This is a genomic window from Streptomyces sp. NPDC002306 (genome assembly GCF_053593435.1).
In genome coordinates this window covers 900,778-920,900 of sequence record NZ_JBSFCK010000001.1, presented here as the reverse complement: position 1 = coordinate 920,900, position 20,123 = coordinate 900,778, and the positions used below count along the sequence as shown (strand labels likewise).

General features: G+C 72.1%; 20 protein-coding genes. 9 read left to right on the top strand and 11 right to left on the bottom strand.

Going from position 1 to position 20,123, the window contains the following annotated elements; translation table 11 throughout:
* Positions 1–66: 66 nt before the first annotated feature.
* The 3 genes from ACWCQK_RS03945 to ACWCQK_RS03935 are packed head-to-tail and all read left to right on the top strand — an operon-like array spanning position 67 to position 2,632.
* A complete protein-coding gene (locus ACWCQK_RS03945; RefSeq protein ID WP_451151549.1) occupies positions 67–1,257 on the top strand; it encodes an ABC transporter ATP-binding protein in 1,191 nt (396 codons plus the stop codon).
* A complete protein-coding gene (locus ACWCQK_RS03940; RefSeq protein WP_451151547.1) occupies positions 1,254–1,967 on the top strand; it encodes an ABC transporter permease in 714 nt (237 codons plus the stop codon). The genes ACWCQK_RS03945 and ACWCQK_RS03940 overlap by 4 nt, the downstream gene beginning before the upstream one ends.
* A complete protein-coding gene (locus ACWCQK_RS03935; protein WP_451151545.1) occupies positions 1,964–2,632 on the top strand; it encodes an ABC transporter permease in 669 nt (222 codons plus the stop codon). Before ACWCQK_RS03940 ends, ACWCQK_RS03935 begins: the two co-directional genes overlap by 4 nt.
* A 12-nt stretch (positions 2,633–2,644) precedes the next feature.
* On the opposite strand, the gene ACWCQK_RS03930 is transcribed toward ACWCQK_RS03935, so the two are convergent.
* From ACWCQK_RS03930 to ACWCQK_RS03915, 4 genes are read right to left on the bottom strand one after another with little or no spacing between them, the layout of a single operon-like run.
* The gene (locus tag ACWCQK_RS03930; RefSeq protein ID WP_451151543.1) at positions 2,645–3,244 is read right to left on the bottom strand and encodes a GTP-binding protein; all 600 of its coding nucleotides are present in this window, start codon (positions 3,242–3,244) and stop codon (positions 2,645–2,647) included.
* Positions 3,231–3,668 (bottom strand): DUF742 domain-containing protein, encoded by a 438-nt coding sequence (locus ACWCQK_RS03925; protein ID WP_451151541.1) that lies wholly within the window; start codon positions 3,666–3,668, stop codon positions 3,231–3,233. Before ACWCQK_RS03925 ends, ACWCQK_RS03930 begins: the two co-directional genes overlap by 14 nt.
* 40 nt (positions 3,669–3,708) lie before the next feature.
* Positions 3,709–4,185 carry a roadblock/LC7 domain-containing protein gene (locus ACWCQK_RS03920; protein ID WP_451151539.1) on the bottom strand — a complete coding sequence of 159 codons (477 nt, stop codon included), beginning with the start codon at positions 4,183–4,185 and terminating at the stop codon, positions 3,709–3,711.
* Positions 4,182–6,842, bottom strand: coding sequence for an ATP-binding protein (locus tag ACWCQK_RS03915; protein WP_451151537.1), 2,661 nt, complete (start codon positions 6,840–6,842; stop codon positions 4,182–4,184). Before ACWCQK_RS03915 ends, ACWCQK_RS03920 begins: the two co-directional genes overlap by 4 nt.
* A 344-nt stretch (positions 6,843–7,186) precedes the next feature.
* On the opposite strand from ACWCQK_RS03915, the gene ACWCQK_RS03910 reads away from it, so the two are divergent.
* Together ACWCQK_RS03910 and ACWCQK_RS03905 are read left to right on the top strand one after the other, a co-directional pair.
* Positions 7,187–8,143, top strand: a complete 957-nt coding sequence (locus ACWCQK_RS03910; protein WP_451151535.1) for an ABC transporter substrate-binding protein — start codon at positions 7,187–7,189, stop codon at positions 8,141–8,143.
* A 22-nt stretch (positions 8,144–8,165) separates the two neighbouring features.
* A complete protein-coding gene (locus ACWCQK_RS03905) occupies positions 8,166–9,941 on the top strand; it encodes an aromatic amino acid lyase (protein WP_451151533.1) in 1,776 nt (591 codons plus the stop codon).
* Positions 9,942–10,075: 134 nt separating this feature from the next.
* Here ACWCQK_RS03905 and ACWCQK_RS03900 read toward each other — a convergent pair whose 3' ends face one another.
* The 3 genes from ACWCQK_RS03900 to ACWCQK_RS03890 all read right to left on the bottom strand — a co-directional run bounded on the left by ACWCQK_RS03900 (position 10,076) and on the right by ACWCQK_RS03890 (position 11,832).
* Complete coding sequence (locus ACWCQK_RS03900) at positions 10,076–10,531, bottom strand: tellurite resistance TerB family protein (protein ID WP_189312223.1); 456 nt, start codon at positions 10,529–10,531, stop codon at positions 10,076–10,078.
* Positions 10,532–10,688: 157 nt separating this feature from the next.
* Positions 10,689–11,168 (bottom strand): DUF6114 domain-containing protein, encoded by a 480-nt coding sequence (locus ACWCQK_RS03895; protein WP_451151531.1) that lies wholly within the window; start codon positions 11,166–11,168, stop codon positions 10,689–10,691.
* Entirely contained in the window at positions 11,158–11,832 is a 675-nt protein-coding gene (locus ACWCQK_RS03890; protein ID WP_451151529.1) for a DUF6230 family protein, read from the bottom strand. The genes ACWCQK_RS03895 and ACWCQK_RS03890 overlap by 11 nt, the downstream gene beginning before the upstream one ends.
* A gap of 661 nt (positions 11,833–12,493) precedes the next feature.
* On the opposite strand from ACWCQK_RS03890, the gene ACWCQK_RS03885 reads away from it, so the two are divergent.
* Positions 12,494–13,147 (top strand): Tat pathway signal sequence domain protein, encoded by a 654-nt coding sequence (locus tag ACWCQK_RS03885; protein ID WP_451151527.1) that lies wholly within the window; start codon positions 12,494–12,496, stop codon positions 13,145–13,147.
* A gap of 19 nt (positions 13,148–13,166) precedes the next feature.
* On the opposite strand, the gene ACWCQK_RS03880 is transcribed toward ACWCQK_RS03885, so the two are convergent.
* A complete protein-coding gene (locus ACWCQK_RS03880; protein ID WP_451151525.1) occupies positions 13,167–14,102 on the bottom strand; it encodes a lytic polysaccharide monooxygenase auxiliary activity family 9 protein in 936 nt (311 codons plus the stop codon).
* Positions 14,103–14,305: 203 nt separating this feature from the next.
* Positions 14,306–14,953, bottom strand: coding sequence for a ScbR family autoregulator-binding transcription factor (locus tag ACWCQK_RS03875; RefSeq protein ID WP_451151523.1), 648 nt, complete (start codon positions 14,951–14,953; stop codon positions 14,306–14,308).
* Positions 14,954–15,132: 179 nt separating this feature from the next.
* On the opposite strand from ACWCQK_RS03875, the gene ACWCQK_RS03870 reads away from it, so the two are divergent.
* The 3 genes from ACWCQK_RS03870 to ACWCQK_RS03860 all read left to right on the top strand — a co-directional run bounded on the left by ACWCQK_RS03870 (position 15,133) and on the right by ACWCQK_RS03860 (position 17,959).
* Complete coding sequence (locus tag ACWCQK_RS03870; RefSeq protein WP_451151521.1) at positions 15,133–16,035, top strand: ScbA/BarX family gamma-butyrolactone biosynthesis protein; 903 nt, start codon at positions 15,133–15,135, stop codon at positions 16,033–16,035.
* 70 nt (positions 16,036–16,105) lie between these two features.
* Positions 16,106–16,753 carry a ScbR family autoregulator-binding transcription factor gene (locus ACWCQK_RS03865; protein ID WP_451151519.1) on the top strand — a complete coding sequence of 216 codons (648 nt, stop codon included), beginning with the start codon at positions 16,106–16,108 and terminating at the stop codon, positions 16,751–16,753.
* 27 nt (positions 16,754–16,780) lie between these two features.
* Entirely contained in the window at positions 16,781–17,959 is a 1,179-nt protein-coding gene (locus ACWCQK_RS03860) for a damage-control phosphatase ARMT1 family protein (RefSeq protein ID WP_451151517.1), read from the top strand.
* A 7-nt stretch (positions 17,960–17,966) separates the two neighbouring features.
* On the opposite strand, the gene ACWCQK_RS03855 is transcribed toward ACWCQK_RS03860, so the two are convergent.
* A complete protein-coding gene (locus ACWCQK_RS03855) occupies positions 17,967–19,229 on the bottom strand; it encodes a cytochrome P450 (protein WP_451151515.1) in 1,263 nt (420 codons plus the stop codon).
* 71 nt (positions 19,230–19,300) lie between these two features.
* Positions 19,301–20,122: an alpha/beta fold hydrolase gene (locus ACWCQK_RS03850; protein WP_451151513.1), complete on the bottom strand. Its 822-nt coding sequence runs from the start codon at positions 20,120–20,122 to the stop codon at positions 19,301–19,303.
* Position 20,123 lies beyond the last annotated feature (1 nt).

Below are 20,123 nucleotides of genomic sequence, written 5' to 3'. Positions count from 1 at the left end.
CTGCGCAACGACGACCGTGGCCGAAAAAAGGCAGTTTTCTGCCAAACCCGAAGGGTATTCGGCGTTTTGATACGGATAGATTCAGTCACCAAGCGGTACCCGGACGGCACGGTCGCGGTCGACCGGCTCTCGTTGGACATACCCGAACGCTCGATCACCGTCTTCGTCGGTCCGTCGGGCTGTGGGAAGACCACGACCCTGCGCATGATCAACCGGATGATCGAGCCCAGCGAGGGCACGATCCTCCTCGACGGCGTCGACATCCAGCGGCAGCCGGTCAACACCCTGCGCCGCTCGATGGGTTACGTCATCCAGAACGCCGGGCTCTTCCAGCACCGCACGATCGTCGACAACATCGCCACCGTGCCGCGGCTGCTCGGCTGGAGCAAGGACCGGGCGCGGGCCCGGGCCCACGAGCTGATGGAGCGGGTCGGTCTGGACGCCACGCTCGCCAAGCGCTACCCGTACCAGCTGTCCGGCGGACAGCAGCAGCGCGTCGGAGTGGCCCGGGCCCTCGCCGCGGACCCGCCGGTGCTGCTGATGGACGAGCCGTTCTCCGCCGTCGACCCCGTCGTGCGCAAGGGACTCCAGGACGAACTCCTCAGGATCCAGGAGGAACTGGGCAAGACCATCGTCTTCGTCACCCACGACATCGACGAGGCCATCAAGCTCGGCACGATGGTCGCGGTGATGCGCACCGGCGGCCACCTCGCCCAGTACGCCCCGCCCGCCGAGCTGTTGTCCGACCCGGCCGACGCCTTCGTCGAGGACTTCCTCGGCGCCGACCGCGGCATCCGGCGGCTGTCCTTCTTCTCCGCCGCCGGACTTGACCTGCTGACCACGCCGATCGTCGCGATCGACGCCACCGCCGAGCAGATCGCCTCCCGCACCACCGAGGAAGCCCCCTACCTGCTCGTCACCGGCCTGGACGGCCGGCCGCTCGGCTGGAGCGAGCCGAAGGACCTCACCGCAGGCGAGATCCGCGCCGAGCAACTCCTCTCGCACGGGCGGCCCTTCGAGGCCGGCAAGGACTCGCTGCGCGCCGCGCTCGACGGGGCCGTGCTCTCACCCACCGGCTGGGCCGTCGCCGTCGACCACGAGGGCCGGGCGAGCGGAGTGGTCTCCCAGCAGACCATCGGCGAGGCGATCCGCAGCGCGCACGCGCAGCGACGCACGGCCGCCGAGGCCGGTGCCGAGGCGGTCTCGGGCGTCGGCGCCGACGGCCGGACCGCGGGCGCGGGGAAGGCCCGCGGATGAGCGGCTTCTTCGACATCCCGAGCGACCTCCAGCACAGCTACTTCGGCCTCGTCGGCCTGCATCTGCGCGAGGCGCTGCTGCCGGTGCTGGCCGGCCTGCTCGTCGCGCTGCCGATCGCCCAGATCTGTGTCCGACTGCGCTGGCTGTACGCGCCCGTCCTGGGTGTGGCGACCGTGCTGTACGCCATCCCCTCCCTGGCCCTCTTCGTCATCCTCATCGACTTCACCGGCCAGAGCGAACTCACCGTGATGATCCCGCTGGCCGTCTACAGCCTGGTGGTGTTCGTCCCGGCGATCGTGGACGGCGTCCGCTCGGTCCCCGAGGAGACCCTCGCCGCCGCCACCGCCATGGGCTTCGGACCCGTACGCCGTTACCTGCTGGTGCAGTTGCCGATCGCGGTGCCCGCCATCATCGCCGGACTGCGGGTGGCGACCGTGTCGAGCATCTCCCTGGTCAGCGTCGGCATGCTGATCGGCAACCAGGGCGCCCTGGGCAACCTGCTCAACGACGGCATGATCTACCATCAGCCGCGCCTCATCTGGCTCTCGGTGATCGGCACCGCCGTCCTGGCCGTCCTCGCGGACGCCGCCCTGGTCGTCGTCCGTCTGCTCCTGACGCCCTGGATGCCCCGCGGCACCCAGAAGGCCCGCCCCGCCGCCGAGGCCCGGCCCGAACCGGCCGCGCCCGCCCTGGAGGACGCCGTCCGATGAACGTGATCCACTTCGTCAACGCGTTCTTCAGCGACAGCACCCACTGGCACGGCTACGACGGCATCCCCACCCGGCTGCGCGAACACCTCCAGTACTCGCTGATCGCGCTCGCCATCGCCGCCGCCGTCGGACTGCCGGTCGGCCTGCTGACCGGCCACACCGGCCGTGGCGGCAACGCGCTGGCGCTCATCGCCACCGCCGCCCGCGCGCTGCCGAGCTTCGGCCTGCTGGTGCTGATGTTCATCCTGCTCGGCTTCGGCCTGGTGCCCGTGATGATCCCGCTGGTCGTCCTCGCCATCCCGCCCATCCTGGTCACCACGTACGAGGCGGTCCGTTCCGTCGCCCCCTCGCCCGTGGACGCCGCCCGCGGCATGGGCATGGCCGAGCCGCGGGTGCTGTTCCAGGTGGAACTGCCGGTCGCGCTCCCGCTGATCCTCAGCGGTCTGCGCTCGGCGGCCATCCAGATCGTCTCCACGGCCACCATCGCCGCCTACGTCAGCCTCGGCGGCCTCGGCCGCTACGTCATCGACGGCCTCTACCAGCGCAACTACGAGAAGGTGGTGGGCGGCGCCACCCTGGTCGCCGCCCTGGCGCTGGCGACCCTCGCGCTGTTCTGGGCGGCCAACCGGATCACGGTCTCGCCGGGAGTACGCAGGAACGGGTGAGCGACGCCCGGGTCACCCCTCGGTGCGCGCCAGCGCCAGCTCCAGTACGACGAGCAGCGCGTCGCGCACCGAGCCGCGTTCGCGGGCGTCGAAGACGAGGACCGGGACGTGCCCGGCGACGTCGAGCGCCCAGCGGACCTCGTCCAGGGTGTGCTCGACCTTCCCGTCGAAGGCGTTGACGGCCACGGCGAACGGGATCTGCCGGTGCTCGAAGTAGTCGACGGCCGCGTAGCAGTCGTCCAGGCGGCGGGTGTCGACGATGACCAGTCCGCCGACCGCGCCCTCGACGATGTCGTCCCACATGAACCCGAACCGCTCCTGGCCGGGCGTGCCGAACAGGTACAGCTTCAGGGTCGGGTCGATGGTGATGCAGCCGAAGTCCATCGCGACCGTGGTCGTGGTCTTCTGCGGGGTGTGACTGAGGTCGTCCACCCCGGCCGCGACCTCGGTGATGGCGGCCTCGGTGGTCAGCGGCTCGATCTCGGAGATCGAGCCGACGGCGGTGGTCTTGCCCACGCCGAAGCCGCCCGCGATCACCATCTTCACCGGCAGCGGCGGCCGTACGGCGCTCTGCGCGGCCTCGCTCCGGGTGAGCGGTTCAGTCGGTGTCACGGAGTACCCCTCGGGAGTCGGGGATGGCCCGCAGGCCATCGATGAGCCTGCGCAGGACGGACGCGTCGTGGGTGACGTCCGCGTCGGGCACGTGCACCGTCAGCTGCCCGGCGGAGCGCAGGTCCTCGGCGAGGACCCGCACCACGTTCAGATGCAGCCGCAGCCGGGCCGCGATCTCCGCGATGGACTGCGGCTGCCGGCAGGCGGCGACGATGTCGTGCCGTTCGAAGGAGAGCCGGTCGAGACCGTCGAGCCCGGCGACGGTGGCCACCAACTGGGTCTCGACGGGCATCGCCGGTCCGGACTCGGCCTTCTCGCCCGCGCCCGCCACCCGGCCGGCGGTGACCAGGAACGGCCGTACGGCGGGGGCGGGCCCGACCGGAACCGGGGCCGGGTCCGGGGGAGGTGCGACGCCGTCCGCCATGAGTGGCTCTCTTTCCTCTCGCGACGGGGACGGCGGCCGGTCAGCGCCGGGACGCCGCGCCGACGCTGTTCTTGAGTTCGAGCACGAGCTGCGGGCTCAGCGCGGTGCCGGCCCGGTTGGCGAACACCGTCATCTCGTAGGCGATGTTGCCGAGCTTGGCCTCCTTGTCGGTGACCACGCCGAGCACGGCGCCGCTGCCGATCGCGGAGACCAGGACATGGCCGCCCTCCAGGTCGATGATGACCTTGTTGAGGCCGCCCAGACCGTAGTTGCCGGAGGCCCCGGCGGCCAGGCTGGTGATGCCGGAGACGATCGCGGCCAGCCGTTCGGAGTCGGCGGGCTCGCGCAGTTCGGAGACGGCGATGAGCAGCCCGTCGGAGGACACCGCGATGGCGTCGACGACACCGGCGGTCTCCGTCGCGAAACGGTTGAGCAGCCAGGTGAAGTCGGCTGCGGCGGCCTGCAGATCGGTCGGTGCGGGGCCGCCCGACGGCGTGTCACCTGTCGACGTGCTCACTGCTCGGCTCCTTCCGGGAGGTGGTTCGGGTCATGCGGTGCGCGAGGAGCGCGGGGGGTCTCTGTGGGCTCGGACGGTGCGGGGGACGAGGCGGTGTCCTGGTGGGCGCGTTCCACGGCCGCCTCGAACTCCTCCAGCGCGGATCGCACCGCCTCCGCGTCGGACGGCCGGGGGGCTTGCCGGGCGGACTGCTGTGCCGCGTCCACGGTGGTGTGCAGGGTGGCACCGCGGACCCGACGGCGCAGGGGGCGGGCGTCGGCGGCGTCGTCGGGCGCGGCGGCCTCGCCGCGTGCCCTCGGGACCAGGGGGGGCCGGTCGTGCGTCGGGTCGGGCTCGCGCCGGGGGACGCGGCGGGGGAGGTGACCGGTGCGGTCGTCGTCCGACGTGCTCGCCGCCGGCGCGGGCGCGGCGGTCGAGGGCCGGGGTCCCGAGGCGGGGGCGGTGCCGGACGGGTCGCCGGCGCCGGCCGTACCGGACGGCGCGCTCGTCGGCGTACCCGAAGGAGTACCGGACGGTGCGCCGGAGAGCGCGCCTGAAGCCGGGCCGGAGAGCTTGCTCGACAGCGCGTCCGACGACATGCCAGGCGACATGCCCGGTGACATGACCGACGACGGCTCCGAAGCCGTGCCCGCGCCACCGGAGAGCACCGCGCTCATCGTCAGCAGCAGGGACGACGGAATCGTCACCTCGGCCGTCACTCCGCCGCCCTGGGTCCGGGACAGGGCGACGCCGACCTCCCAGCGACGGGCCAGGGCGCCCACCACGAACAGGCCGAGCACCTTCGTCGGCACCAGGTCCAGACGCTCGCGGCGGATCAGGCGGCCGTTCTCCTCGGCGAGACGCTCGGCGCTCATGCCCAGGCCGTGGTCGGCGATCGTGATCGTCGCACCGGCGTCGCCGGACCGTACGGTCACCTCGACCGGGCTGCCCATCGGAGAGAACGACACGGCGTTCTCCAGGAGTTCGGCCACCATCAGCGTCAGGTCGCCGATGATGTCCGGCTCCACCATGACCTCGGTGCCGGCGTGCAGTTCGACCCGCTGGAAGCCCTCGATCTGGCCGAGCGCGGCCCGTACGACGTTGGTGAGGGCGGTGGGGCCCGAGTCCAGCACGGTCTCGCGGATGCCGGCGAGCAGCATCAGGCTGTCGGAGTTGCGGCGCAGCCGGACCGCGATGTGGTCGATGGAGTAGAGGCGTTCGAGGAGCGCGGGGTCGGTCTCGCCCCGCTCGACCGAGTCGATCAGCGCCAGTTGGCGGGTGGTGAGGTTGCTGACCCGGCGGCCCACGTTGCCGAACATCTCGGCGACGTTGCGGCGGCTGAGCACCTGACGTTCCAGCAGGGCGACGGCGGTGGCCTGCACCCGGTTGAAGACCTCGGCCAGTTCACCGATCTCGTCGCGGGCGGTGACGGGTATGGCGCGCAGCAGCGGCGCTCCGTCGTCCTCGGCGTCGTCGTCGGCCACCCGGGCGAGTTCGCGGCCGGCCACGTCGGCGACCTCCTGGGCCGCGCCGGTCAGCGCCTGCACCGGACGCACCACCGAGCGGCGGACCGCCACGGAGAAGGCGATCCACACGGCGAAACCGATCAGCGCCAGGTTCAGCAGCAGGGCGGCGCGCCACTGGGCGCTGCTGGAGGCGTCGTCGGCCCGGTCGGCGATCTGGTCGATGAGCGCGGCGGTGATCTTCAGCCGGGCCTCGGCCTGTTCGCGGTAGCCGGGGTAGGAGGCGATCGACGCCCGCAGCGCCGAGCGGATCCCGGCGGGCGTCTGGACCTGGAGCGCGCTGGGGTCGACCTGGAGTTCGGCGTAGTGCTCGGTGATGCCGGCCTGCGCGGTGTTGTGCTCGATGGCGCCGAGCGCGTCGGCCTGTTCCTCGGAGGCGAACCGGGCGAACCGTTCGGCCTGGTAGGTGTACAGCTGGTAGGAGCCGACCGCGCCGGTGAACTCGATGAGCGCGTTGGCGTCACCGGTGCGCGCCGAGAACACACCGGTCTCGAAGGCACCGTGCGCGGCGTCGGCGCGCAGCAGGGAGTCGAGCAGGTTGCCGGTGAAGGTGGCCGCGAGAGCCGTGTTGCGGTCCAGGTCGAGGCCGCTGATGAGCCCCTGGGCGGCGCCCGCGTACGCCGGGTCGATGTTGTCCGCGGGCAGGTAGTCCTGCTCGACGGTGTCCCGCAGGCTCTCCAGACCCTCGATCTCCTTGAGGGCCTGCGCCTCGGCCGGCGGCAACCGGTCCCCGAAGGTGTCGCGCACCTTCCCGACCTGGGTCTCGACGGCCAACTGCGCCGCGCGGTAGGCCTCGGACGAGGGCGTACCGCCGTCGAAGGACGCCTGGTGCCGCACGGACAGCAGGACCGCCTGCTGGTGCTCGGCCTGCACCCGGGCCACGAGCTCCGCGACCTGGGTGCTGTCGCGGACCAGTTCCGCCGCCGCCGTCGCCTGGTCGGACTCCCGCACCAGATCGGTGATGAGGTAGGCGAGCAGCACGGCGACCACGGTGAGCGGTACGCCCACGAGGATGTTGAGCTTGCGCCGGAAGGGCCACCGGTCGGCGAAGTCCCGTACGCCCCTGCGCTGGGGCGGTGGCGGCCATGGGGATCCCCCTTGCTCGAGCGAAGCCGAGAGTCTGGGGGAGGGCGCGTCCACCTGGTTCGTGGACACCGGGCCTCCTTCATCGGTGCTGCACGGTGCGTGACCTGGCACGTGACCGGATTCGAACGATTCGGACAGATGGTATTGCGCCACCCGACGCCAACTGCCGCGAGACTACCTGCTCTTTGATCGATCAAGGTGCTCGCTCTACGTCAAGAATCAATCACAACCCGCCTCGTGCGGCCTATGTCCCCCTCGTTCATACGCCGTTCACAACAGGCGGTACATCGAAGCGAATCGGTGACCGGAATCCTCTTGACTGACCGAGAAGCCGCTGGATTGGATCAGGACAGAGTTCTGAACCGACTTCTTCACCGAAGCTTTCACCAACCTCTGAGCCCGGAACGGGAATCGTGACTTCCAACGCCCACAGCAGCAGGTCCATCCGGAGACACCCCGGCGCGGTGATCGTCGCGCTCGCCGCGGCGACTGCCCTGCTCGCGGGCTGTTCCTCCTCCGACAGCACCGACGACCCGCTCGCGGGCGGCAAGTCGGACGGCAAGACGGTCGTCGTCGGCTCGAACAACTTCGCCGAGAGCATCCTGATCGCCGACATCTACGGCGAGGCCCTGAAGGCCAAGGGCATCAAGGTCACCTACAAGCCGAACATCGGCAGCCGTGAGACGACCTACGGCCTGCTCAGGAACGGCTCCCTCACGGTGCTGCCCGAGTACAACGGCGCACTGCTGGCCTACCTCGACCCGAAGGCCACGCCGAAGACGATCGAGGCCACGACGGCCGCGATCGGTGCCAAGCTGGACGCCAAGCTGGAACTGCTGGACCCGGCACCGGCGCAGGACAAGGACTCCGTCACGGTCAACGCGGAGACCGCCAAGAAGTACAACCTGACGGCCGCGTCCAGCATCGCGGACCTCAAGCCCATCGCGAAGGACCTGGTCATCGGCGCCTCGCCGGAGTTCCAGACCCGGCAGCAGGGCCTGGTGGGCCTGGAGGACGTGTACGGGCTCACGTTCAAGTCCTTCAAGGCGCTGGACGCGGGCGGCCCGCTGACCCAGGCGGCGCTGAAGAAGAACACCGTGCAGGCGGCGGACCTCTTCACCACCGACCCGACCATCGTCAAGGAGAAGCACGTCGTTCTCCAGGACCCGGAGAACCTCTTCGGATTCGAGAACGTGCAGCCGCTCGTCTACAAGGGCGGACTCTCCCAGGAGGGCGTGGCCGCGCTCGACGCGGTCTCGGCCAAGCTCGACACGAAGGCGCTGCTGGACCTGGACACCCAGGTGCAGCTGGAGAACAAGGACCCGCTGGACGTCGCGAAGGCGTGGCTGACGTCGGTCGGCCTGGACTGACCGCGCACGACGTCTCCCTGCCATGACGGAACCGGCACAGCCCTCCGCGCGGCCGGGCCCCGTCGTCCTGGACGGCAGCACCCTCACCGTCGGCGAGCTGATCCGGCTCGCCGACGGTGCGGCCGTGCCCGAGGTCGCCCCCGAGGCACGTGAACGGGCCGCGCGGTCCTGGCGCACCGCCCAGCACCTCGCCGCCACCGGACGGCTCTACGGCCGTGGCACCGGCGTCGGCGCCCACCGCTCGGTGCCGGTCGACGAGACCGACGGGGCGGCGCACGGCCTGCGCCTGCTGCGCAGTCACGCGGGCGGCGCCGGTTGTCTGCTGCCCGCCCGTCAGATCCGCGCGATGCTCGCGGTCCGCGCCAACCAGCTGCTCGCCGGCGGTTCCGGTGTCCAGCCCGCCTTCGCCGACGCCCTCGCCGAGGCCCTGCGCCTCGGCGTCCACCCCGCCGTCAACGAGTACGGCGGCCTCGGCACCGGCGACCTGACGGCCCTGGCCCAGACGGCCCTCACCCTGATCGGCGAACGCCCCTGGCTCAGCGACCCCCTGCCGGAGGCGGCGGACCCGCTGCCCGGTGGGACGGCGGGCGACACGGCCCGCCCGGCCGCCGGGCAGCCGTGGGGGGCCGGGCCGCAGAGCGCGCCCCCGGTCGGCGCGAAGGACGGGTCGGCGCCCCCGGCCTCGGCCGGTCGTCGGCCGGCCGAGGGGACGGGCACCTCACCGGCGGCCGGGATGGCCTGGACGGCCGGCCCGCCGGACGGGGGGCCCGCCGCGACGCTCGCCGTGCGCCACGGGGAGCCGGCCGCGGCTCAGGCCCGGCGAACGGGAGCCACGGCGGGCGCCGCCCGGCTGCCCGCCCCCGTCGTGCCGCAGGCCGGTGACGCGCTGGCGCTGCTCAGCAGCAACGCCCTCACGCTCGCTCAGGCGGCCATCGGCTGGCACGAGGTCGACGTACTGCTGCGGGCCACGCATGCCGTGGCGGCGCTGTCGCTCGCCGCGGTGTCCGGATCGCTGGAGGCGTACGCCGAGCCGGTGCACGCGCTGCGCCCCTATCGCGGGGCCGCCAGGACGGCCGCGGAGGTACGGCGGCTGCTGTCCGGGGCGGCGGACCGGCCACGGCCGGGCGACGGACGACGTGTCCAGGACCCGTGCGGCTTCCGCGTCCTCCCGCAGGTGCACGGCTGTGCGCTGGACGCCGCCGACGGCCTGCGGCGGGTCGTCGAGGTCGAGGTGAACTGCCCCTCGGAGAACCCGCTCGTGACACCCGGCGACACCCGGGCCCACCACCACGGCGGCTTCTTCGCCGCGCCGCTGGGCCTCGCCCTGGACGGGCTGAACCTGGCCCTGCTGGGGACCGCGCGCCTGTCCGCCGCCCGGCTGAGCGCGCTCGGCGACGCCGACCTCACCGGACTGCCCGCGTCCCTCGCCACGGGGCCCGCCGGCAGCTCGGGCATCATGATCCTGGAGTACACGGCCAACTCCGCGCTCGCCGAGCTGCGTTCGTGCGCCGCGCCGGCGTCCGCCGGGCACACCGTGGTCTCCCGGGGTCTGGAGGAGGCCGCCGGTTTCGCCACCCAGGCGGCCCGTCAGACCCTGCGCGCCGCGGACGCCCACCGCATCGTACTGGCCTGCGAACTCGTCGTCGCCGTACGGGCGTTGCGTATGCATCCGGTCCCGCCGCCGCTGCCCGCCCTGCTCCTGGCGGGCGCCGCCCTGCCCGCCGACACGGACGACCGCCCGCTGACGGCCGACGTGGCGGCGGCGACGGAACTGCTGCCGCTGCTGGCGAAGTTGTGAACGCCACGGGACGCAGCCGTACGTAGGCGTGTGGCGAGGACGCGTCCGTCACCAGGTCCGGCCCGGCCGAATCCCCGTGGCCAGGACCCGTCCTGCCGGGGACCGGACATCCCGCGTCCCCGGCAGGCACGGCATCAGAGGTCGAACTCGTGCGGCGGGAGGTCGAGCGTGAAGCACGCCTCGCGCACGACGGCCTGCTCCGTCTTGTCGAAGTCGCCGTCGGCGCCCCCGATGACGATGCCGATCTGGATCACGGCCCGCGCCTCGGCGGGCTTCTTCTTCGCCTTGGCGATCTCCTGCAGCACGCTCACCTTGCCGAAGGCGAAGTCGGCCGTCAGCTTGTTCAGGTTCTCCTCGAAGCGACGGCGCAGGTCGTCGGCGGGGAAGTTCTGCAGCACCTCGTTGGTGGCGATCAGCTGGGCGACGCGCTGCCGCTCGGCCGGGTCGATGGTGCCGTCCGCCGCCGCGACCAGGGCGCACATCGCCATGCTCGCGTCACGGAAGGCGCCGCTCTTGAGATCGTTCTTCTTCGCCACCAACTGGGTCTGCATCGTCGACGCGGACTCCTTGATGCGGTCCCACAGGGCCATGAGAACTCCAAGTGTTCGTAGCCATCAGTCTCTACAGCACCGTAGAAACTAACGAGCCGGACGATAAGTTCCGGTGACTTACGGACACCTGGACGGAGGGGATCCTCGCGTGCTCGGCCGCGTCCGGGGCCGGCGGGGCGCGCCCGCCGGCCCCGGTTCAGGCGGGCCGCCCGGCCTCGTTCGGCGACGTGCCGCCCGGCCGGTGGAGCCGTGCTGCGGCCCGCTCCTCGCGACGCCGGCGGCGGCCGCGGCGCGGCTCCTGGTCGGGGAGCCAGCCGAAGGCCAGGCAGCTGCCGACGATCCCGAGGAGGAGGCCGACGAAGAAGCCGCCCAGATTCGAGGTGATCCAGGTGCCCAGGGTGAGCAGGACGCCGGTGATCGAGTAGAAGAGCCGCTGGGTGGGGTTGAACAGGATCAGCAGCCCCAGCAGGACCATCAGGACCGGCAGCAGATAGCCCGCCAGACCCTGCATGCCGATGTGCATCACGACCTTCAGCGACGCCTTCTCGGTGAGCAGGATCTCCGCCCCGCCCAGGGCGAGCAGCAGCCCGCCCCAGAACGGCCGACCGCTCCGCCAGCTCCTGAAGGCGGGCCTCAGTGCCTGTCGTGGACGGCTCGGCGCCGGCTCAGCATGCATCGTCACTGAAACTCAGGTGGAGGTTCGGCAGGGTGAACACACCCGCCGTGGTCGCGTAGTTGGTCTGCCGCAGATTGCCGATGTGCACGGTGTCGGCCTGCTGGCTGAAGACGCCGATCGGGCCCTTGACGCCCGCCTTGTCCAGCGTGCTGGCGTCATTGCCGATCTCGATGCCCTCGAACTTCGCGTCGCCGGACAGGACCGTCGAATCGGTGGTGAGGTCGGTCGCGACCACCTTGTCCTTGCCGTCGCCCGCGGTGATGCGCAGGTTGATGCCGCCGAGGTCGACGCTCTGGCACAGCTTGGTGAGCGTCGCGTCCTTGATGGCGGAGGTGACCACCAGCACCTGGCCGCCGGTGTCGCCCGCGTTCGGGCTGCCCTCCGCCATGGTGTCGAGGGCGCCGAACTGCTCGAATCCGGTGCCGTCGAGGTTGGTCGCGGTGACCGTGAACGGCATGCCGGAGATCGCGAACTGCACGCCCAGCGCGCCCTGGGCGGTGAGGACCGCCAGGCCGGCGGCGGCCAGGACGGCGGGAACCGCCATCACCGCGGCCCGGCGCATCCGGACGCGGCCGCGCCCGGCGGAGCCTTGCGGCACCTCGGGCGTCGCTGGTGCGGAACCGCTTTCCGGGTTCCCGGGGGTGTGGTCGGCGGACGAGGCCATGTCTGCTCCCGTGGGCATAGTCAGTGCGGGTCGGGCTTCGTGGCACGTTGTCCTGGCGCGGACATCGGCTGCCGCGCGCCTCTCCTCGCAACTCCCGGCGTTTGCAAGGGCTTTCGCGGTTACGCAGCAGTAGCCGCCGAGGAAGTTACCGATGGTTACACCGGGGGGTCAAGAGAGATGTGGAAAAAGAGTGTCGGTTGTGTTTCGCCTGTGGATCGAGGAGTCCAGAAGGTCGTTCCCGACCCGCTGATTAACGCCAACTTCCTTGTTTTGTATTGACGTTGACTGACCATCAGGTCTACAACTGCCCCTGGCTCAGCCCGGATCCGTGGCGCCGGATCCGTGACGCGGCGACCGCCCGCGTTCCCGGCCTCCGTCCGCAGTGACCCACGAGTCCGATCCCTCCTCGGCGCCGCCACGGTTGCTTCCCCGCGAACCGTGACCGGCCGCCCTTCCCTCCGGCCCGGCCGCAGGCTCCCCCCACGGTCGTCGGCCGCCCGGTGGCTGCCGTTGCCGGCCCGTCACGTTCGGAGAAGGCGTCACGGGCCGGCAAGGGCGGACGCGTCCGCGCGTCCTCACGCCCGCCCTCCCCCTCCCTCGACCACCCTTCAGCCCCCCTCAACCCCCCACCAGCCCCCCACTCCGAGAAGAGGCACCCGCCATGCGCACTCGCACCCTCCTCACCCTCGCCGGCGCCGTCGTCGCCCTGACGCTGCCCGCCGCCGTCCCCGCCGCCGCGGCCGACTCCGCGGTCCTGACCACCGGCGGCGCCGGCGGCGCGGCTGTGGCGAGCGGTGACACCCTCGTCGCGAACCTGGCGAGCGGTACCGCCGCCACGCTCTACTCGAGCGCGACCGGCACGAGCGGCGTCTCGTGCACCGCGTCGCAGTTCACCGCCACCGTCGGGGACAACCCCACCGCGCCGGGCACGGCCACCGAGTCCCTGTCGGCGCACACCTTCGACTCCGCCGGCTGCACCAGCAACGTCATCGGCGTGCTGGGCGTCACCAGCATCACGGTCGACAACCTGCCGTACACCACGGCCGTGGCCTCCGACGGCACGGTCACCGTGACCCCGGCGGCCGGCTCCACCATCCAGACCACGGTCAAGCTGCGCACCCTGCTGGGCAGCATCAACTGCGTCTACCGGACGGCGGCCCTGTCCGGCACGGCGAGCAACACCGACAACAGCATCACCTTCGCCAACCAGCAGTTCGTCAAGGCGTCCGGCTCGTCCCTGTGCTTCGCCAACGGCTTCTTCACCGCCAAGTACGCCCCGGTGACGGACGCGGGAGCGCCGGTCTACGTCAACTGAGGCGTTCCCGGCGTGTGGTTCAGCGCCGACGCAGCCGCAGGAACAGGGCGGCGCCCCCGGTGAGCACCAGCACCGCGGCGGCGCCGCCCGCCACGAGCGGCGCGGAGGGACCGGAGCCCGGGGCGGTGCCGGCGGCCACCGGCGTACTGTCGGCGGCCGGCGGGGCCGACGGCGTCGCGGGACCGGAGGTCCGCGTCACCGGCGCCGTGGACGCGCTCGCCGAGGGCGCCTTGCTCCTGCGTGCCTCGGCGGTCGGCGACGGGCCGGCACCGCTCGCGCGGGCCGGCGCGCTCGTGGCCGGGGTGGACCTGGCCGCGGCCGGGAACACCACGTCCGAGCACGAGTAGTAGGTGTCCGGCGTGCTGCTGTTCTGCCAGATGGTGTAGAGCACCTGACGTCCCGTCCGGTTCGCGGGCAGGCGGGCCGAGAGGTGGTAGGCGCCATTGGTCAGCTTCGGGTCCTTGACCTGGGCGAACGGCTGGGTGGGCAGGTCGGACCAGGTCAGCGGCTTGGCCGGGTCGTAGCCGGGCTTGGTCAGGAACAGCTTGAACGTGCCGTCGTGCGGGATCGTCGAGGCGTACGTCATCGTCAGCGTCCCGCCCGGCGACAGCCGCGTCGACGGCCAGTCCGAGCGGGCGAGGTCGAGACCCCTGTACGCGGCCAGGCCCGCGCTGCACAGCTTTCCGTCGGGGATGACCTGGCGGTCCCGGCCGGCCACGTCCGCGACCCGCAGGTTGTCCCAGGCGGCGAAGGACGTGCCGTTCGTGGCCACCGCCGCCCGGCAGGCCGCGGAGCCGGTCGAGCGGCCCTCGGGCGAGCAGGCGAACACCCGGCTGGCCGGATCCGTCGGCGCGCCGTGCGCCAGCGCCGGTGCCGCGGTCCACAGGCCCAGCAGGAGCGGACTCAGGGCGGTGGCCGCCAGGGCGGTACGGCGGTATGTGCTCATCCGGGACATCCGGAACGTCTCCTCGGCCGAGGCGGGAACGGTCTGTTGAGTGCAGTACGGCGGCCGGGGCCCGCGCGTTCAGCCGGCGGCCGGTCCGCCGTACCCGAGCCGGAGGTCAGGAGGTCCAGGTGCGGCGGTGGGCAGTCGGAGGCGGCGGGGCAGAGGGGTCCGCGACGGGAGCCGCCGCCCGGCCGGTCCGTCGACCGGAACCGCTACCCGACCGCCACGTCGGCCGCCGACAGGACGCGGGCGCCGCGGTCGGCGCCGCTGTCCAGCGCGGGCAGCAGACCCGGCACCGCGATGCTCGGCAGCATGTGCGCCCACAGCACGGACAGCCGTCCGCCCAGGTCCGTCCGGTCGGTCAGGGCCCGCGACATCAACTGGACGCCGGTGAACGAGCCGACCAGCAGCTCCACCGTGTCCCTCGACCGCACCGTGGGCAGCAACTCGCCCTGCCGGCGCGCTTCTTCCATCAGCTCGGTCAGCCGCTCGGCCCACTGCCGGAACGGTTGCCCGTGATCGACACCGGACGGCGTCGCCTGGTCGACCGCGAGCCGCACGCTGCCCCGCAGCAGGGAGTTGCCCAGCAGCCGCACACCCACCACGAAGGTCATGTCGATGATCTCCTGCAACTTGCAGGGATGCGGCGGCACGGCACCGAACGGGACCTGCTCGTCGAGGACCGCCTGCGCGAGGGATTCCTTGGAGGGGAAGTGGAAGTACAGGGCACCCTTGGTGACTTCGGCACGCTCCAGCACCATGGCGATGGTGGTGGAGGTATAACCGTGCTCGTCGAATACCGCACCGGCGGCTTCCAGGATCACCCTGCGCGTCCTGATGGCGCGCTCCTGTCTTGCCATAAGAGCCCCTCCGCACCGCCGAGTCGGCCGACCCCCGCGATCTGGTGCCGGATCGGCCCGATCATCGGGCGTCGTCCACTGATCTCATTGAAAACAAACCGGTCGCCTCGTACTCTAACGCTTACTCGTGCGGACGTTTCGCCGCCCGCCGTGGCCTTCGGGGGACCGTAGGGAGCGACATGCAGCGACCTCGCCAGGGTGCCGGGACCCCGTCCATGACGGCGACCGTCCCCCGCGAACTCGTCCACCGCGCGGCGGTGGCGGAGACCCTTCTCACCGGCTGGAGCCGGACCGCGCCCGACCGGTTCCAGGTGTCGGCGCAGTGGCCGCGAGCACACGAGTTACACGTGTCGTCCGACCGTACCGCGTACGACCCGCTCCTGGTCGTGGAGACCGTACGGCAGAGCGGGACGCTGATCGCGCACACCGAGTACGACGTGCCTCTGGGCCACCACTTCGTGCTCAACGAGTTCCAGGTCGAGACGTTCCGCCGGCATCTGGCCGTCGGGGCGCTGCCCGCCGAACTGGTCGTCGAGGTCGCCTTCACCGAGGTCCGCCACCGCGGTACCCGCCCGTCCGGTGCCCGCTACACCGCGGAGGTCCTGCGCGCGGGCGAGCGCGTCGCGCGCGCGGACGTCTCCTTCACCTGCCTGAGCGATGCCGTCTACCGGCGGCTGCGTGGCGTGCGCGACCCGGCCCGATCCTCCGCCGTGCCCCTGCGGCCCGGGCTGCCGGCCACCGGTGTGGAACGCGTCGGTCCGGCCGATGTCGTCCTCGCCCCGACGGACACCCCGGACCGCTGGCAACTGCGTGTGGATACCGCACACCCCGTTTTCTTCGATCATCCGCTCGATCACGTGCCCGGGATGCTGCTCCTGGAGGCGGCCCGGCAGGCCGCCTGGTGGTGGACCGACGGGAAACGGGCTCCGGTGACCTATCACGCCCGCTTCCACCGGTACGCCGAGCTGGACAGTCCCCTCTGGATCGGACTGACGAGCGAGGACGGCGCCGAGTTGCAAGTCGTGGGCGAACAAGGCGAGTCGACGATCTTCGAGTGCCGGGTGGGGACGGCGGGACGGTGAGTTATCGTGTGCAGGGAGTCAAAACAAACGGCATGACCCGTTCTTTGCGGCCCCTGGGAGTGTCCAGCCGATGGCGAGGCAGTTACGCGCCGAACAGACCCGCGCGACGATCCTCACGGCCGCCGCCGACCTGTTCGACCAGCGCGGCTACGAATCGACCAGTCTGAGCGACATCGTCGAGCACGCGCGGGTCACCAAGGGCGCCCTGTACTTCCACTTCGCGGCCAAGGAGGACCTGGCGCACGCGATCATGGAGCTCCAGTCGCAGGCCTCGCGGCAGGTGGCCGGCCAGGTCGAGGGCCGGGGCTATCCGTCGCTCGAAGCGCTGATGCGGATCACCTTCGGCATGGCGCGACTGGCCGTGGAGGGGCCCATCACACGGGCCGGGCTGCGGCTCGCCACCGGCGGGGTCGAGGTGCGGCCGCCGCTGTCGCACCCGTTCACCGAATGGCTGGACCTGGTCACGCGCCGCCTGCTCGGCGCGGTCCGGGAGTCCGACGTCCACCCGGACGTCGACGTCGACGCGGTCGCCCACTCCCTCGTCTCGTTCTTCGTCGGCACCCGCGTCGTGGGCCGCTCCCTGGAGCCCGTCGCCCGACTCCCGCGCAGAATGGCGGAGATGTGGCACGTGCTGATCCGGGGGCTGGTCCCGGTGCCGCGCCGCCCCCGGTACCTGACGCTCGTCACCCGGCTGGAGCGGGAGATCAGCATCGTGTGACCAGGACGAGCGGCTACGGTGAACCGCATGCCCGACACCCCCGCCCCGCCCGTGATCCTCGGTGACGAACCGGGTTCCTTCCCGCACAGTGTGCTCGCCGAGCGGCATCCGGCCATCATCCGGCAGGTCCGGGACGCCGTCCCCTACGGCCCCCGAGTCGGCCGGGCGCTCGACGCGCTGCTGGTGAACTGTGCCGAGGGCGTCCTGGAACCGCTTCCCGCCGAGGCGCACGACCGGGACAGCTGGCAGGCGTGGGGTCTCGGGGAGTACGCGGGCCGGTCCTGGTTCGACGTGCCGTGGCTGTGGTCGGAGAGCTACTTCTACCGCCGACTCCTCGAAGCCGTCGAGTACTTCACGCCCGGAGCCTGGCAGGGCATCGACCCCTTCCGCGCCGCCAAGCTCACCGAACTCGACGCCCCGGAGACCGACGCGGAACTGGCCGCCCTCGACGACCTCGCGAAGCGTCCGGCCGACGAGCGGGCCAGGGCCCTGCTGCACGGCTCGCTCTGGGGCAACCGCGCGGACCTCGGCTTCCGCCTCTCCGGACCCGGCGGCCACCCCGCGGACACCGTCCCGGCCCTGGTCGCCGACGACAGCGAGACCCTCTGGTCGCTGCTCCCGCCCTCCGGCACCGGCACCCTCTGCCTGGTCGCCGACAACGCGGGCCGCGAACTCATCCCCGACCTGCTCCTCGTCGCCGAACTCCTCGAACAGGGACGGGTGGCGCGGGCGGTCCTGCACATCAAGCCGTACCCGTACTACGTCTCCGACGCCACCACCGCCGACGTGGTCGACGCGGTGCGCCGGCTCGTCGCGGCGCCGGGCGCGGCGGCCGGGTACGGACGGCGTGTGCGGGAGGCGATGGCCGACGGCCGGATCCAGATCCGCGCGCACCCCTTCGCCTGCGCCCCCCTGCCGTACGAGGCGATGCCCGCCGACCTGTACCAGGAGTTCGGCGCGGCCGGACTGACCGTCGTCAAGGGCGATCTCAACTACCGCCGCCTGGTGGGTGATCGCCGCTGGCCGCCGACCACCCCCTTCCCGGACGTCACCGCCTACTTCCCCGGCCCGGTCGCCGCCCTGCGCACCCTGAAGTCCGACGTGATCACCGGCCTCGACGCCCGGACCGAGGACGCGCTCGTCGCCGCCGAGGGACAGCGCTGGCGGACGGGCGGGACCCACGCCCTGATCCAGGCCACGGGGTGATGCGGCCTCAGACCACCTCCATCGGGAGAGACTTGACGCCGTTGATGAAGTTCGACACCAGCCGGGCGGGCGGCCCGGCCGTCCGCAGCGCGGGCAGCAGCCGCAGCGCCTCGCGGTAGAGCACCCGCAGCTGCAACCGGGCGAAGTGCGCGCCCAGACAGACATGCGGGCCGTCGCCGAAGGACACCTGCGGATTCGGCGCCCGGCTCAGGTCCAGCCGGTCCGGGTCGGTGAAGACACGCTCGTCGCGGTTGGCGGAGGCGTGGAAGACGACCACCTTGTCACCGGCGCGGATCAGCCGGCCGGCCAGCTCCGTTTCCTGCCGGGCCGTACGCCGGAAGGTGAGCACCGGCGGATGCCAGCGCAGCAACTCGTCCACGGCCGAGGAGAGTTCGACCTTCCCCGCACGCAGCTCCGCGTATGCCGACGGGTGTTCCGCCAGTGTCAGCAGCCCGCCCGGCGCGGCACCGCGCACGGTGTCGTTGCCGGCCACCGTCAGCAGGAAGAAGAACATCTCCAGCTCGCCGTCGGCGAGGCCGCCGTCGAGGGCCAGGGTGGTCAGCACGTCGTCGGCCGGGTGCTGTCGCTTGTACGCGGCCAGCTGCCGCGCGTAGGCGAACATGTCCCGCAGCATCGCGGGTGAACGCGGATCGACCGGTCGGCCGTCCGCGTCCCGGACGGGGGCGGCGGCCTCGTCCGGGTCCTGGTAGCCGATGACGCGCCGCGTCCAGTGCAACAGCAGCCCACGGTCGCTCTCCGGGACGCCGAGCAGGTCGGCGAGGTTGAGCAGCGCGTAGTCGTCGGTGACGGCGTCGACCAGGTCGACGGTGCCGTCCCCGTCCCGGGCCCGCTCCACCGCCCCGGTCAGCAGGTCGTGGGCCCGCTGCCCGGCGAGCGCGGCGAACCGCTCGACGCGGCCGGGCGTGAACGCCCGGCTCACCAGCCGGCGCGGTCTCCCGTGCGCGGGCGGGTCCTGGTTGAGCATCATGCGCCGGATGAACGGCAGGTCGTCCGGATCCGGGTCCCGGATCTGGGTCGCGCCGAGACAGGAGGAGTACGTCGTCGCGTCCTTCAGTACCCGCACCACGTCCGCGTGCCGGGTCACCGCCCAGAACCCGGGTCCCGCGGGCCACCCCAGCACCTCCGGCTCCCGCTGCCAGGCCACGGGGTGGTGGTCGCGCAGGACGCGGTAGGCGTCGTACGGCACGCCGACGGCGTACCCGCGGGGATCGAAGACGTCGGGGACGGGCGGCACTTCACGTGAGGCCACTTCACGTGGAGTCACTTCATGTGAGGTCACTTCATGTGGGGACACCTCGTGCGGGGGTACCTCGCGCGCGCTCACGCCTGCCCGTCCGGGACCGCCCGCCGGTCCTCGCCCGCCCGCTCGTCCTCGTCGTCCGCCCGGAGGAAGTCCTCCACCACCCGGAGCAGCTCCAACGGGGTCTCGTCCATGGGGTAATGGCCCGCGCAGGGGAGTTCGCGCAGCTCCGCGCGTGCGTACCAGGCCAGCCAGGTCCGCCGCAGCAGGTCGGCGGAGAGCGCCGGATCGAGGGCGCCGACCACGGCGAGCGCGGGCACGGTGGCGCCCTCCACCTGGTCGTGGAAGTCCTCGCCCGCCCACGAGTCCAGCCAGGCGCGGAACGCCTTCCGGTCGCTGCGGGCCAGCGAACCGGTGACCATCCGGTCCAGCCAGGCCGCGGGCCGCCGGCCGCCGGTGGTCACGTCGATGATGGCCCGCCGGTTCGCCGGACTGTCCGCCGCGTCCGCGAACAGCGCCCACTGCTCGGGCGGCAGGGCCATCCCCGACGCGGGCACCGGGGAGACCCCCACCAGCCGCCGCAGCCGGTGCGGGGCCACGGCGAGCAACCGTTGCCCGACCGTGCCGCCCATGGAGTGCCCCACCACCGAGAACCGCTCCCAGCCGAGCCGGTCGGCCAGCGCCACCAGGTCCAGGGCCGCCTCGGCGGTGGTGTACGAGCCCACCGCCTCCTTGGCCAGGCCGTAGCCGCGCAGGTCGACCAGGGCGTACTGGAAGCTCACACGGTCGAGGTCCGGCAGCACGGCCGCGTACGCGGAACGGTTGGCGAACCAGCCGTGCACCGCGAACACCTTGTGGGCGCCGTCGCCGTGCAGCTCATGGGGGAGCGGGAAGGAGGTCATG

Excerpts from the sequence above, each read along its gene's own strand:
- ACWCQK_RS03940 (WP_451151547.1), top strand. The coding sequence starts at position 1,254 with ATGAGCGGCTTCTTCGACATCCCGAGCGACCTCCAGCACAGCTACTTC.
- ACWCQK_RS03935 (WP_451151545.1), top strand. The coding sequence starts at position 1,964 with ATGAACGTGATCCACTTCGTCAACGCGTTCTTCAGCGACAGCACCCAC.
- ACWCQK_RS03925 (WP_451151541.1), bottom strand. The coding sequence starts at position 3,668 with ATGGCGGACGGCGTCGCACCTCCCCCGGACCCGGCCCCGGTTCCGGTC.
- ACWCQK_RS03905 (WP_451151533.1), top strand. The coding sequence starts at position 8,166 with ATGACGGAACCGGCACAGCCCTCCGCGCGGCCGGGCCCCGTCGTCCTG.
- ACWCQK_RS03900 (WP_189312223.1), bottom strand. The coding sequence starts at position 10,531 with ATGGCCCTGTGGGACCGCATCAAGGAGTCCGCGTCGACGATGCAGACC.
- ACWCQK_RS03895 (WP_451151531.1), bottom strand. The coding sequence starts at position 11,168 with ATGCATGCTGAGCCGGCGCCGAGCCGTCCACGACAGGCACTGAGGCCC.
- ACWCQK_RS03890 (WP_451151529.1), bottom strand. The coding sequence starts at position 11,832 with ATGGCCTCGTCCGCCGACCACACCCCCGGGAACCCGGAAAGCGGTTCC.
- ACWCQK_RS03885 (WP_451151527.1), top strand. The coding sequence starts at position 12,494 with ATGCGCACTCGCACCCTCCTCACCCTCGCCGGCGCCGTCGTCGCCCTG.
- ACWCQK_RS03880 (WP_451151525.1), bottom strand. The coding sequence starts at position 14,102 with ATGTCCCGGATGAGCACATACCGCCGTACCGCCCTGGCGGCCACCGCC.
- ACWCQK_RS03875 (WP_451151523.1), bottom strand. The coding sequence starts at position 14,953 with ATGGCAAGACAGGAGCGCGCCATCAGGACGCGCAGGGTGATCCTGGAA.
- ACWCQK_RS03870 (WP_451151521.1), top strand. The coding sequence starts at position 15,133 with ATGCAGCGACCTCGCCAGGGTGCCGGGACCCCGTCCATGACGGCGACC.
- ACWCQK_RS03865 (WP_451151519.1), top strand. The coding sequence starts at position 16,106 with ATGGCGAGGCAGTTACGCGCCGAACAGACCCGCGCGACGATCCTCACG.
- ACWCQK_RS03860 (WP_451151517.1), top strand. The coding sequence starts at position 16,781 with ATGCCCGACACCCCCGCCCCGCCCGTGATCCTCGGTGACGAACCGGGT.
- ACWCQK_RS03850 (WP_451151513.1), bottom strand. The coding sequence starts at position 20,122 with ATGACCTCCTTCCCGCTCCCCCATGAGCTGCACGGCGACGGCGCCCAC.